We start from the raw sequence: 13,567 nt of genomic DNA, 5'->3' as shown, positions 1-13,567 counted from the left end.
GATCCACCCGAGGGGCCTCGATTGTACGCGGAGCGAGCCGGTAGGCCCGCTGCCCCGCCCTCGGTGCGAGGGTGGTCCTGACGGCCTGCGGGCGACCTGGCCCCCGCTCTGAGGGGCTAGGTCGGCTGCAGGCCGTGCGCCGCGCTACGCGGCGCTGGTTCTCCGTTTCTTCATGCGATAGCTCTTGCCCTTGGTGGTGATCACCGTCGCGTGGTGCGCGAGGCGATCGAGCAGCGCGGTGGTCAGCTTCTCGTCGCCGCCAAAGACGGTGACCCACTCGGCAAACGCGAGGTTGGTCGTCACGACCGTCGCCCGACGCTCGTAGCGATCGGCGAGCAGGTTGAAGAGCAGTTCACCGCCGACCCGATCAGACGGGACGAAGCCCAGTTCATCGATGATCAGCACGTCCTGCGTGAGCAGCCGCCGCTGCAGGCGCCCGAGCTCGCGTGCGTCGCGGGCCTCGAGCAGCTGGCGCACCAGGTCGGCGGCACGGGCAAACAGCACGCGTCGCTTCTGCCGCGTGGCCTCGACGCCCAGCGCGATCGCCAGATGCGTCTTGCCCGTGCCGATCGGGCCGGCGAGGATCAGGTTCTCGGGGCGCGTCACCCACTCGCCGCGGGCCAGGGTCTGGATCTGGGCGGGGTTGAGGCCCTCGGCCGACGCAAAGTCAAAGGTGTCGAGCATCTTCACCTCGGGGAAGCGCGCCTCGCGGAGCCGCTGGCGGATCACCGACTCATGGCGGGAGACCTGCTCGGCGCTGAGCACCTCGTGCAGGTAGTCCTCGTAGGTCCAGTGCGCCTCCTGGGCCTGCCGGGCGAGCGCTTCAAAGTGCCGCGCGACCCCGGGTAGCTTCAGGGCGCGCGTATGCGCCACGACGAGATCGCGCGTGATCGTCGGCGCACTCATGCGGCACCGTCCTGGAGCCACTGGTCGTAATCGGCGGCGATCCCGCTGGCGACCTCGATGTCGCGCAGCGTCGCGGGCAGCGCCTCGTCGTCGAGGGCGACGGCGCGCGTGGCGCGCCGCGGGAGTCGCACCGGGGCGCCGGTCCGCAGCGCTTCCTCAAGGCGAGGGATCACGGCCGACGCGCCCTCGGCCGTCAGCACCCCGAGGATCGTGGCCAGCTGCCGCGCCGCATCGAGGGGCGTGTGATCGGCGACGAGCTGATCCCACACGGCCGGAAACGGCGCGCCGAGATCCCGCAGGAGATCGGGCAGGATCTCCCGCACCGCCTTGGGCTTGGTCGCCAGCGCGCGGAGGTAGTGGCGGTAGTCGATCGAGCGGCCGCCAAAGGGCTGGCGCGGATGCGTGATCCGCGTGCCCTCGCGGCCCACGATCGTCACCGTCGTCGCGCCCACCCACGCGACCAGATCCAGGTCGGCCCACTCGCACGGCACCGAGTACCACGCCCCGTGCACCTTGCCCAGGGCCCGCGGCGAGATGCTGACCGTCGTCGGCGCCTCGGCGACAAACGGCACGTCGAGCGGCCACAGCAGGCGCGCTTCCTCGGCAAAGCGTGCGGCGATGGTCTCGGTGGTGCCGGCGCGCCGCGTGTCGACACGGCCATCGAGCTGCGCCAGCAGCGCCGTGTTGATCGCGTCGAGCGAGTCGGCCGACGGGATGGGCGTCAGCGCCTGCAGGCGCACCGCCTTGCCCCGCGCTTCGACGCCGCCCTTGTCGTGGCCGACGCCGGGCCGACAGAAACTCGGCTCATACAGGTAGTGCGAGACCAGCGCGGCAAAGCGCAGCGTGAGCGCGCGCTCGCGGCCGGCGAGGATCTTGGCCACCGCCGGCTTGAGATTGTCGTAGGCGATCCGTGCCGGCACGCCACCCAGGTGCGCAAACGCGCGGACGTGCCCGTCCAGGAAACTGATCTGGTCCTGCCGCTCGTAGATCCAGCCGAAGTCCCGGCCGGAGTACATCAGCCGCAGCAGAAAGAGCCAGGCCTTCCGACGCACGCCCGCGACGTCGACGACAACCTCGAAGAAATCGACTTGGGCTAGCTCGCCCGCCCGGTACGTCAGCGGGACGAGCGGCTCGCGCTGCTGGCGCTTCCACTCGGCCACCGCCTCTTTGACCACGGTCACGCCCACCGCGTACCCCTCGGCGCGAAGCAGCTGGTGCAGGCGCGTCGCGGTCAGCCGCTGCTTGGCCGTCGTCCACCGCGGCGACTCCGCCAGCAGCGCGGCGATGCGCGGGCCGACGGCCTCGCTCACCGGCCGCGGCCGCGGCTGCGCCTCGTGCCGCACCGGCGCCGCCTGCGCCAGGTACTTCTTCACCGTCACGCGCGAGACCCCCAGCTCCCGCGCGACCGCCCGCTGCGTGCGCCCCTCGACCAGCACCTTGTGTCGGATCACATGCACCTGATCCATCCTGAGCATCCTCTCCAGCGGACCCCGGCGCCGCGCCCGCCGGCAAGCCCGCTCACTGGACCCTCAGGTGGTCTACTTTCCGAGCGGCGAGTGGATCACTTTCCGAGCGGCGCGCCCAGCTCTTGCGAGAGCACTGTAGGCACTGTCGGCCAGCGCCTACTCGGTGGACGCGTCCTTGTAGTGACTTGTCGTGCGGGTGTCGCGACATGGCGTCCCTGCAGCGTGGGTGGCTGTTCGTATGGTGAGGACTGTTGACAGGGCGCCGGGAAAGCCTGCGCCCTGTCCGTCGTTGGAGTGGGGAAGCGCGCGCGAGCCGCCAGGCCGCAGTCTGTCTCTTCTGGGAGGGGGAAGGCAGGTCGCGCGCTTCCCCGGTTCATTTGCCGGTGCATCACCAGCCGTCGACCTGAAGGTCGACGCCTACGCTCGGAAGGTGGGCGAGCCGTCGCGTAAGCGCGACGGCTACACCTGGCGACGAAGGTCGTCCACGGCACGGGCCAGCGCCCCGAACGCTTCGGCGAAGTCCGCCGCCTGGTGGTTCGCGTTGAGCCCACTCGTGTTCGGCACGACCCACAGCCGCGCACCAGCGAGCGTCTCCGGCTGCGGGCCGATGACGGCCTTCGGGCGGTCGAAGGCGACGCGGTACGCGCCGATGCCGACCACCGCCACCACCAGCGGCCTGTAGCGGCGCACCTTCTTCTCGAGCGCCAGTCGGCCGGCACGCAGTTCGTCGTCGTCGAGTTCCGCGGCGGTGGCCGTGGCCCGCATGACCAGGTTGGTGATGCCGAGGCGCGCGGCGAGCAGCGCCTGCTGCTGCCAGGGCTGCAACAGCGTCGGCGTGAGGCCACCCTCATGCAGGGCGCGCCAGAACCGGTTGCCCGGCCTGGCGAAGTGCAGGCCCGTGAACGCCGAGTACAGGCCCGGGTTGATGCCGCAGAACAGCACGTCGAGGTCGCGCGCGATCAGGTCCGGGATGCGGCGACCGGCCGAGGCGAGCAGTTGCGCGCGGGTCGGGCGCGGCGGGGGAGCGTCGTGGCGCATCAGGACACTTCTATCCCGGTGCGGTCGATGATCGATCGTCCGGGGAGATCACTGACCATCGACCTGAAGGTCGACGGCTACGACTTCAACCGAGGCCGCTTTGCCCTACCTCGGCATTCCCGGCATTCCGGCATCGCGGCATTCACAATGAATCGGCCCGGGGCCAGAGGATGGCGCCGGGCCGGTGTGAGACCTGGTGGGTTTCTCGTACCTGTCGTTCGGGGCCGGGTCGCGCTGCCGTGGTCGTCATGGGCGGTCGGCAGCTGCCGGTGAGGCGCATGTGGCCTCGGGGTCGCGGCGTCCGACGTCAGCGTGACCGGGGATGCATCCCACGCAAGCAGATGATGGTCGTCATCGGCTTACGCGGCCCTCACTTCCGGTGGTGTGTCCTGCGGCATCAGCACCTCGCAGTCCTGCGACGTTCAGCGGTGGTCCGCCGGGATGACAGGTGCCTCGGTCCGTGTTCGGCAGAAGCCGGATGGGCAGCGGGCCCATGTGACGGTGGCTACGTGTCAGCCCTGACGGTGTCGGCGTGCGGCTCGACCGGTGTCACGTGCGGCACCCGTCGCGCCCCGACTCGTACGGTGGATCACCCTCGTTCATCGCTCCTCCCGCCCTGGCTGGTGTCCCTCGGAGGGGTGGCACCGGCGGTACTGGAGCCACCTTACGCCCGAGCTCCGAGGTGCGACAAGGGCGCGAGAAATCACAATCGGGAAATATTGATCTCGCGGATCGCGGATCGGGGGGGCTACCGACGGCGTGCTCCGGGCAGGGGATACAGGTCGACGCGGCGGAAGTAGATCTCCGCACCTTCGGACTGGATCATGATCCTGCCGCGCGTCAGGCTCGGCCTGGTGCCGACGTTGACGACGTGTCCGTTGACGATGTTGGTGATCCGCTCGGGTTCGACGATGACCTCGAGGCGCGTCCACTCGGCGCCGTGGCCCTCGACGTCGGCGACACCGCGGAAGCCGATCGGCGCACTGCCGCGGTCGACGTCGCGGCCCGACCAGTTGATCCGCTGGCCGTTGGTGAACAGGCGCGGCGCGCCCTGCGGGTCGAAGCGGAACTGCCCCAGCCGGTCGGGCGAGACGGTCGCCGTCATCTCCGGCGCCAACCGCGCGCCGCTCGCGTCGCTGCCCGCCACGAGGATGAAGTCGCCGACGCCGCCCTCGATGATCTGCGACTCGATCGACCGCATCCACGGGCCGTTGAAGTCCGGCTTCGTGTTGCCGTCCGGCCCCTGGCAGTGCACCAGGATGCCGCTGTCGCGCGCCAGCGCCTTGCGCGGCGCCCACGTCACCGCGCCCCACCGGAACTCGACGACGAGGTGGTACGACTCGAACTCCTCGCGCGTGGCGATGCCGCCGTACTTCTGCCCGCTGATGCGGATGGCCGGGGCGCCGTCGATGGCGTCGACCACCGTGAACACGCGATCGGGATCCTCGCGGTGGTCGTCGACCAGCCAGGTGGTGAACGTCGACAGGTCCTTGCCGTTGAACAGGTGGACGACGTCGGGGGCCTGCGCGTACACCGGTGAGGCGAGGAGCAGGCCGACGAGGAGGGCTGGCACGCGGGGCGGCATCGTGCGCGGATTCTTGCACAGCCGGCCGCCGGGGAATCCTTCGCGCCAGCGGGGAATCGCCGTCACTGGCGGGACCGGCCGCGTGGAGACCGCATTCCCGCGCCCATGTCCCGACGGTACGGCTCTTGCTCTTCCGTGGGCGGGAGGTTCCCATGCAGACCCACCTGCGTGCGTCGCTGCTCGCCGCGGCGCTCTTGACGATCGCGTCGGTCGCCTTCGGCCAGGGCGTGGCGCACTCGTTCGGTGAACTGCGTCTCCTGGTGCGCGAAGGTCAGACCGTCACCATCGTCGACGCCGCCGGCAAGGCAGTGACGGGCCGTATCACCCTGCTCACGCCCAGCGAACTCGTCCTGGGCACTCCCGACCGCCGCGCCTGGCAGGAAGCCGACGTGGCCACGATTCGACAGCGTCGGCAGGACTCGCTGGGCAATGGCGCACTCATCGGGCTGGGGTGTGGCGCCGGATTGGTCGGCGTCGCCGCGCTCGCCAGCGACACCCCGGCCGAGGACGCGGGCTGGGTCGGCCTCGCGGCGCTGTTCTACGCCGGCGTGGGGGCGGCGATCGGCGTCGGCGTCGATGCCCTGGTCACGCGCGAGTACGACGTGTATCGCCGCGAGCCTGCCGCGACGCACGTCAGGCTCATGCCCCTGGTGAACGCACGCGGCGGCGGGTTGCGCGTGGCCGTGGTGTTCTGACGGAAAGGTAGGGCGGGGTGTCCCCACCCCGCCGTTGGTCCGGCGGATCGACGAACGGCGCGGTCGGAGACCGCGCCCTACCTCCGAGCCATCAACTGCTCCGCGCTCGTGAAGCGCGGCTCGATGTCCACCGGCACGCCCACCAGCCGATCGAGCACCTTCTGCACCTGCGGACGAATCGTCGCGCGCGCCATCAGAGCCTTGGCGGCGGCGTAGTCGCCCCTGGCCTGCACGGTCATGATCTCGGTGGTGAGGGCCTTCACGGCCTCGCGGATCTTCGTCGGCTCCACCCGGAACGTGCCATCGGGGTTGACGACGAACGCACCGGCGTCCAGCAGGGTGTTCAGCTGGATGGCGATGCCGCGGCCGTGCGCCTCGGTCGTGCCGAACCGGATCGACCGGAACGCCGAGGCCAGGAACGTCGTGTACATCGTGTCGGCCAGCCCCTTGTCGATGACCCCGTCGTCGACCAGCGTCTGCAGCGCCCACAGGCCCGAGATGTCGGCCTTGGCCTCCTCGAGCGTCGAGTAGGTCTCCTTCAGCTGCGAGCGCACGGTGACCTTCTGCCCGCTCACCGTGAGGCTGTTCGGTCCGAGGCCGTGCATCAGCTCGTGCATCAGGATGTGGGTGAAGAACGCGTCGAACTGCACCTTGTCCTGGTCGTCGGTCGCCAGCGCCACCTTCGCGATCGGCTGCAGCACGAGGCGGAACTTCGCCTCCTGCGTGTTCTTCAGCATGGTGCGCTTGGTGCCCTTCTCCTCGACGACCTTCTCGTCGTTGGGCAGGTTGAACGCCGCCGTCTGCACGCCGCGGTTGCCGTCGCCGGCGCTGAACACGACGTTGACGACGCGGATCGGCGACAGCGCTCCGAGCTTCGGGTTGCGCCAGGCCGGGTCGATGGGCAGCCGGTTCTCGAGGCCCTGGAGCTGGCTCGAGAACTTCGCGAGCTTGGCCGTCTCGGCGTCGTCGCGCAGGGTGATGAAGGCCTCGAAGGCGGCCTTGGCGGCGAACCACTCGTCCTCGTAGACCTCGTAGGGGCCGATGGTCGGCTCGATGGAGGCGTCGAGTTCCATCCACGCGACGTCCGACGCGTAGTAGTCGTTGGAGAGCAGCGCGGCGGCGCGGCTCTCGAGGAACTTCTTCAGCGAGGGCTGCGTGGTGGCCTTCGCGGCGGCGCGGAGGTGCCCGGCCATCAGCGCCAGCTCGCCCTGGTATTCCACGGTGTAGGGCACCGTCATGAACTTTCCGTCCGCGCCGCGGCGGATCGTGGTGAAGAAGCCCTGTGCCTGCGCCTTCTCGGCGGCCGACAGGCCGGCGATCCACTGCTCGATGTCGGCCTTGCTGGCGCCGGCCGGGTAGAAGTTCGCGCCGTGCGGCTTCTCGCCGACGCCGTCGATGAAGGGCGCCGCCGCGTCGAGGCGCGACCATGGCCCCTTGTTCAGGAGGAAGTACCGCAGGCGGGCCTGCCCCTCGGGCGTCCGGTCGCCCTGCAACTGCAGGAGCAGGGCCGGGTTGCCGGCATACACCTGCCGCAGGAACAGGCCGTCGACGATGCGGGAGGCTTCGATCAGGTGGCGGAGGGCGGTGCGCTCCGATTCCGGGAGTTTCGACAGGTCGGCGCCGATGTCGGCCGGCGCGAAGCGGGCGGCCATCGCCTGCAGGTCCTGGCGCGCCGGGGCGGCGGGCGCCTGGCCGGACCGGGCTTCCGGCCTCGCCGGGAGGAGGGCCATGCAGGCGGCCAGGGCCAGGACGGCCATCGAAGCGCCGGCACGGACGCCGGCAGGGGGGACGCGACTGGTACCCATCATGCGGCGAATGATAATGTAAAGCGTTGTTCATACCCCGGCGCGGTCCGGAAGCGGACTCTGCCGCGCAGCCCGCCTGGCTACAGGATTCAGAATTCTCATGACCAACGGCCCCCAGGACGTCCAGGACACCACCGCCGCCATCGAGACCCAGGAGTGGATCGACTCGCTCGACTGGGTGATCACGCATGAAGGTCGCGAGCGCGTGGCGCAACTGCTCGACGCGCTCGAGTCGTACGCCCGCCACAAGGGCGTGCCACTTCCGTTCTCGGCGCACACGCCGTACATCAACACGATCTCGCCGGAGCATCAGCAGCCCTTCCCGGGCAGCCGCGAGATCGAGCGCCGCATCAAGAGCCTGGTCCGCTGGAACGCGATGGCCATGGTGGTGCGCGCCAACAAGAACTCGGACGGCATCGGCGGCCACATCTCGACGTTCGCCTCGTCGGCCACGCTGTACGAGGTGGGCTTCAACCACTTCTTCCGCGGCCCGGAGCATCCCGAGGGCGGCGACCTGGTGTTCTTTCAGGGCCATGCCTCGCCCGGCATCTACGCCCGCGCGTTCCTCGAGGGCCGGCTGACGCAGCAGCACCTCGAGAACTTCCGCCGCGAGCTCGCCGAGGGCGGCGGCCTGTCGTCGTACCCGCACCCGTGGCTGATGCCGAATTTCTGGCAGGTGCCGACGGTGTCGATGGGCCTCGGCCCGATCATGGCGATCTACCAGGCGCGCTTCTGGCGGTACCTCGAGCACCGCGGCCTGAAGAAGACCACGAAGAACAAGGTGTGGGCGTTCCTCGGCGACGGCGAGACCGACGAGCCCGAGACGCTCGGCGCGCTGACGCTCGCCTCGCGGGAGAAGCTCGACAACCTGATCTTCGTCATCAACTGCAACCTGCAGCGCCTCGACGGGCCGGTGCGCGGCAACGGCTCGATCATCCAGGAACTCGAGGGCGCGTTCCGCGGCGCTGGCTGGAACGTCATCAAGGTGATCTGGGGCAGCGAGTGGGACGACCTGCTGGCGCGCGACAAGACGGGCCTGCTGGCGCAACGCATGGCCGAGATCGTCGACGGCGAGTACCAGCGCCTGTCGGTCTCCGACGGCGCCTACGTGCGCGAGAAGTTCTTCGGCAAGTACCCGCAGCTGCTCGAGCTGGTCAAGCACCTCTCCGACGACCAGCTGAAGAAGCTGCGCCTCGGCGGCCACGACCCGGAGAAGGTCTACGCGGCCTACAAGCAGGCCACCGAGTCGAGCGGCCGGCCGACCGTGGTGCTGGCGCGCACCATCAAGGGCTACGGCCTCGGCGAATCGGGCGAGGGCAAGAACCCGACGCACCAGCAGAAGAAGCTGAACGAGGAAGAGGTCCTCAGCTTCCGCACGCGCTTCAACATCCCGCTGAGCGACGAGGATGTCGTCAAGATGCCGTTCTACCGCCCGGCGGAGAACAGCACGGAGATGACGTACCTGCAGGAGAAGCGCGCCGCCCTCGGCGGCTACCTGCCGCAGCGCCGCACCGACGCGCCGCGGATCGAGTTCGCCGGCCTCGACGAGAGCTTCGCCGAGTTCCTCAACGGCTCGGACGGCCGCGCCATCTCGACGACGATGGCGTTCGTGCGGATGCTGACCAAGATGCTGCGCGACAAGGAGTTCGGCAAGCTGGTGGTGCCGATCGTCCCCGACGAGGCGCGCACCTTCGGCATGGAGGCGCTGTTCCGGCAGGTCGGCATCTACTCGTCGACGGGCCAGCTGTACGACCCGATCGACAGCGATCAGCTGCTGTACTACAAGGAAGCCAAGGACGGGCAGATCCTCGAGGAAGGCATCACCGAGGCCGGCTCGATGTCGTCGTTCATCGCCGCGGGCACCTCCTACGCGACGCACGGCATCAACGCGATTCCGTTCTACATCTACTACTCGATGTTCGGCTTCCAGCGGGTCGCCGACCTGATCTGGGCCGCCGCCGACATGCGGACGCGCGGCTTCCTGCTGGGCGGCACGGCGGGCCGGACGACGCTGAACGGCGAGGGCCTGCAGCACCAGGACGGCCACAGCCACCTGGTGGCTTCGTCGGTGCCCAACTGCATCGCCTACGACCCGGCGTTCGCCTACGAGATCGCCGTGATCATCAAGGACGGCCTCCGTCGCATGTACCGCGACGACGAGAGCGTCTTCTATTACCTCACCCTGATGAACGGCAACTACGAGATGCCGCCCATGCCCGCCGGCACGGAAGAGGGGATCATCAAGGGCCTGTACAAGTTCAAGGCCTCCGGCCTGAAGAAGGCCAAGGCGCACGCGCAACTGCTCGGCAGCGGCGCGATCCTGCCCGGCGTCATCGACGCGGCCGCGATGCTCGAGAAGTACGGCGTGGCCGCCGACGTGTGGAGCGTCACCAGCTACACCGAACTGCAGCGCGACTGTCTCGCCGTCGATCGGTGGAACATGCTCCACCCGGCCGAGGCGCCGCGCGCGTCCTGGGTCGGCCAGCAGTTGGCCGGCGCCCCGGGCGTAGTGGTGGCCGCCTCCGACTACGTGAAGCTGATGCCGGCCGGCATCGACCATCACGTCTCGCAGCCGATGGCGCTGCTCGGCACCGACGGCTTCGGCCGCAGCGAGAGCCGCGAGGCGTTGCGCGACCACTTCGAGGTCGACGCGCGGCACGTCGTCGCGGCGACCCTGTCGCTGCTCGCGCGCGAGAAGCAGATCGACGTCAAGGTGGCGCAGGCCGCCTTCAAGGATCTCGGCATCAACCCCGAGAAGGCCAACCCCGCGCACGCGTAATCAAGGCATCGCAACGCTCATGGCAAACCAATTCACGCTGCCCTCGCTCGGCGACAACGTCAAGGCGGGGGATGTGCTCCGGGTGCTGGTCAAGGCCGGCGACGTGGTGGCTGTCGACCAGGCGGTGCTCGAGCTCGAGACCGACAAGGCGACGGTCGAAGTGCCCTCGACGATTGCCGGCACCGTGGCCGAGGTCAAGGTCAAGGAAGGCGATCGCATCGACGTGGGGCAGGTGATCTTCACGGTGAGCGGCGAGGCATCGGCGGCCCCGACCGGGGCCGCGCAGGTGCAGAAGGCCGCCGCGGCCGCCGTCGACCAACAGGACAAGGCCGAGCCGGTGCCCACGGCGCCGCCCGCGCCGGCCCCGACCGGCGGCGCTCGCATCGAGGTGACGGTGCCGTCGCTCGGCGAGAACGTCAAGGGCGGCGACGTCCTGAAGGTACTCGTCAAGGTCGGCGACTCGGTCTCGCAGGATCAGGGGATCCTCGAACTCGAGACCGACAAGGCGACCGTCGAAGTGCCGTCGCCGTCGGCCGGGACGGTCAAGGAAGTCGCGGTGAAGGACGGCGACAAGGTCGCCGTCGGGCAGGTGGTGCTCGTGCTCGACGGTGCGGCGCAGACCGCGTCGGCGCCGCCGGCCACGGTGGCCGCCGTGCAGCCGACGGTGCCGGAACTGCGCGCCGAGCGCGGGTTGCCGATGGCCCCCGTTCCCGGCCACGTGTCGGTGGCGACGCGCGGCCCGGCCGCGCCGCTCCCCGACGGCTCGGTCGCGCCGCCACGGCCCAACGTGCCGGCCTCGCCGGCGGTGCGTCGCCTCGCCCGGGAACTCGGCCTCGACATCGCCGACGTGCCCGGCAGCGGTCCCGGCGGGCGCATCAGCGACGCCGACGTGCGCGCCCACGCCAAGAACGTCATCACCGGCAAGGTGGCCGGTCCGGCCGGTCAGGCCGGCGCGGCGGCCGCGGGCTTCGCGTCAGAGCCGCTGCCGGACTTCAGCCAGTTCGGCGCCGTGGAGCGCAAGCCGATGCGCGGCATCCGCCGCAAGACGGCCGAGCACATGGTCGCCAGCTGGCACACCATCCCGCACGTCACCCAGTGCGAGAAGGTCGACATCACGGCGCTCGAGCAGCTGCGCAAGCAGTTTGCCAAGCGCGTCGAGGCCGGCGGCGGCAAGCTCACCGTCACGTCGATCATCACCAAGGTGATCGCGGTGGCGATGCGCAAGTTCCCGCAGTTCAACGCCTCGGTCGACCTCGCGAAGGAAGAGGTCGTCTACAAGTCGTACCTGAACATCGGCATCGCCGTCGACACCGAGCGCGGCCTGCTCGTGCCGGTGCTCAAGGACGTCGATCAGAAGTCGATCACGCAGATCTCGGCCGAGATCGCGCAGCTGGCCGAGAAGGCCCGCGCCGGCAAGCTGTCGCTGGAGGAGATGTCGGGCGGCTGCTTCACGATCACCAACCTCGGCGGCATCGGCGGCACGCACTTCACGCCGATCGTCAACCACCCCGAGGTGGCGATCATGGGCATGTCGCGATCGGCGATGGAGCCGGTGTGGAACGGCGAGAGCTTCGAGCCGCGACTCATGCTGCCGCTGTCGCTCTCGTACGACCACCGCGTCATCGACGGCGCCGATGCGATGCGCTTCCTCCGCTTCGTGGCCGAGGCGCTCGAGCAGCCGTTCTTGTTGGCACTCTAGAGGCTCACGGCTCAAGGCTCAGGGCTCAAACGAACAGGCTCGAGGCTCACGGCTCAGGGCTCAGAAAGATTGCTCGTGGCTCAGGACGCGGCGGCGACATCGTCCGCGGTGAGGCCCGAGGCTCGGGATGCTCTCCGAGCCTCGAGCCCTGAGCCTCGAGCCAGAGGGATTCCAATGGCAGACCCCACTCCACTCGTCGTCCTGGGCGCCGGCCCCGGCGGTCACGCCGCGGCGTTCCTGGCCGCCGATCTCGGCATGCCGGTCATCCTCGTCGACGAGGAGGCCAATCCCGGTGGCGTGTGCACCTACCGCGGCTGCATCCCGTCCAAGGCGCTGCTGCACGTCGCCAAGCTGCTCGAGGAGACCAAGCACGCCTCCAACTGGGGCATCGACTTCGGCCCGCCGACCATCGACGTCGCGCGCCTGCGCAACTTCAAGCAGGGCGTCGTCGACCGGCTCACGGGCGGCCTCGGTCAACTGACGCGCCAGCGCAAGATCACCTACCTGCAGGGGCGCGGCAGCTTCGTCGATGCGCACACGCTCAAGGTGGCGCTGACGGCGGGCGGCGAGCAGGTCGTCAGGTTCGAGAAGCTGATCATCGCCACCGGATCGCGCCCGGCCACGCTGCCCAACGTCAACGTCAGCAAGGAGCGGTTGCTCGACTCGACCGGCGCGCTCGAGCTGTCGCAGATCCCGAAGCGGTTGCTGGTCATCGGCGGCGGCTACATCGGCCTCGAACTCGGCAGCGTGTACGCGGCACTCGGCAGCGAGGTGTCGGTGGTCGAGATGATCGACCGCCTGCTCCCCGGTGCCGACAAGGACCTGGTGAACGTGCTCGCCAAGCGGATCCGCAAGATCTGCAAGCAGGTGCTCACGAGCACCAAGGTCGCCAACATGGAGGAGAAGGCCGACGGCGTGCACGTCACCTTCGAGGGCGAGCTCGAACAGAAGACGCAGGTGTTCGACCAGATCCTCGTGTCGATCGGGCGTCGGCCGAACGGGCACATCCCGGGCATCGAGACGACCGGCGTCGAGGTCACGGCACGCGGCTTCATCACCGTCGACCCCCAGCGCCGCACGACGGTGCCGCACATCTACGCCATCGGTGACGTCGCCGGCGACCCGATGCTGGCGCACAAGGCGACCTACGACGCCAAGATCGCCGTCGAGCACATCGCGGGGCACAAGGTCGCGTTCGAGCCGGCCGCGATCCCGGCGGTGGTGTTCACCGACCCCGAACTCGCCTGGTGTGGCCTCACGGAAGCCGAGGCACAGGAGCGCGGCATCGCCGTCGAGGTCGCGAAGTTCCCGTGGGGCGCGTCGGGGCGGGCGACGACCGTCGATCGCAACGACGGTCTGACCAAGTTGATCATCGAGCCGAAGACCGAGCGCGTGCTCGGCGTCGGCATCGTCGGCGTCAACGCCGGCGAGATGATCGCCGAGGGCGTGCTGGCGGTGGAGATGGCCGCGACCGCGAGCGATCTCAAGATGACGATCCACGCGCACCCGACGCTCAGCGAGACCGTGATGGAGTCGGCCGAGGTCTTCTTCGGCACGGCCACGAATTACTACAAGCCGAAGAAGTAGTCGGGCG

The 13,567-nt window shown here is 69.5% G+C and carries 9 protein-coding genes; 4 read left to right on the top strand and 5 right to left on the bottom strand.

Going from position 1 to position 13,567, the window contains the following annotated elements; all coding sequences use genetic code 11:
- Window positions 1–144 precede the first annotated feature (144 nt).
- The 4 genes from istB to TBR22_RS17995 all read right to left on the bottom strand — a co-directional run bounded on the left by istB (window position 145) and on the right by TBR22_RS17995 (window position 4,983).
- Window positions 145–906: an IS21-like element helper ATPase IstB gene (gene istB, locus TBR22_RS18010; RefSeq protein WP_239489235.1), complete on the bottom strand. Its 762-nt coding sequence runs from the start codon at window positions 904–906 to the stop codon at window positions 145–147.
- Window positions 903–2,372 carry an IS21 family transposase gene (gene istA / locus TBR22_RS18005; protein WP_239489234.1) on the bottom strand — a complete coding sequence of 490 codons (1,470 nt, stop codon included), beginning with the start codon at window positions 2,370–2,372 and terminating at the stop codon, window positions 903–905. The genes istB and istA overlap by 4 nt, the downstream gene beginning before the upstream one ends.
- Before the next feature lie 459 nt (window positions 2,373–2,831).
- The gene (gene mug / locus TBR22_RS18000; RefSeq protein ID WP_239489233.1) at window positions 2,832–3,410 is read right to left on the bottom strand and encodes a G/U mismatch-specific DNA glycosylase; all 579 of its coding nucleotides are present in this window, start codon (window positions 3,408–3,410) and stop codon (window positions 2,832–2,834) included.
- Window positions 3,411–4,158: 748 nt separating this feature from the next.
- Window positions 4,159–4,983 carry a DUF1080 domain-containing protein gene (locus TBR22_RS17995; RefSeq protein WP_239489232.1) on the bottom strand — a complete coding sequence of 275 codons (825 nt, stop codon included), beginning with the start codon at window positions 4,981–4,983 and terminating at the stop codon, window positions 4,159–4,161.
- 164 nt (window positions 4,984–5,147) lie between these two features.
- Here TBR22_RS17995 and TBR22_RS17990 point away from each other — a divergent pair, with 164 nt between their 5' ends.
- Window positions 5,148–5,690 (top strand): hypothetical protein, encoded by a 543-nt coding sequence (locus TBR22_RS17990; RefSeq protein WP_239489231.1) that lies wholly within the window; start codon window positions 5,148–5,150, stop codon window positions 5,688–5,690.
- Between the two features lie 77 nt (window positions 5,691–5,767).
- Here the strand turns inward: TBR22_RS17990 and TBR22_RS17985 are convergent, their stop codons facing one another.
- The gene (locus TBR22_RS17985; protein ID WP_239489230.1) at window positions 5,768–7,498 is read right to left on the bottom strand and encodes a hypothetical protein; all 1,731 of its coding nucleotides are present in this window, start codon (window positions 7,496–7,498) and stop codon (window positions 5,768–5,770) included.
- A gap of 97 nt (window positions 7,499–7,595) precedes the next feature.
- Between TBR22_RS17985 and aceE the strand changes: the two genes are divergently transcribed.
- The 3 genes from aceE to lpdA all read left to right on the top strand — a co-directional run bounded on the left by aceE (window position 7,596) and on the right by lpdA (window position 13,560).
- Window positions 7,596–10,274 carry a pyruvate dehydrogenase (acetyl-transferring), homodimeric type gene (gene aceE, locus TBR22_RS17980; protein ID WP_239489229.1) on the top strand — a complete coding sequence of 893 codons (2,679 nt, stop codon included), beginning with the start codon at window positions 7,596–7,598 and terminating at the stop codon, window positions 10,272–10,274.
- A 19-nt stretch (window positions 10,275–10,293) separates the two neighbouring features.
- Window positions 10,294–11,973, top strand: a complete 1,680-nt coding sequence (locus TBR22_RS17975; protein ID WP_239489228.1) for a dihydrolipoyllysine-residue acetyltransferase — start codon at window positions 10,294–10,296, stop codon at window positions 11,971–11,973.
- Between the two features lie 174 nt (window positions 11,974–12,147).
- On the top strand, window positions 12,148–13,560 hold the full coding sequence (gene lpdA, locus TBR22_RS17970; protein ID WP_239489227.1) for a dihydrolipoyl dehydrogenase: 1,413 nt from the start codon (window positions 12,148–12,150) through the stop codon (window positions 13,558–13,560).
- Window positions 13,561–13,567: the final 7 nt, after the last annotated feature.

Origin of the sequence: Luteitalea sp. TBR-22 (genome assembly GCF_016865485.1) — a bacterium.
Classification (GTDB): Bacteria; Acidobacteriota; Vicinamibacteria; order Vicinamibacterales; family Vicinamibacteraceae; genus Luteitalea.
This window is presented reverse-complemented; position numbering and strand designations above follow the sequence as displayed.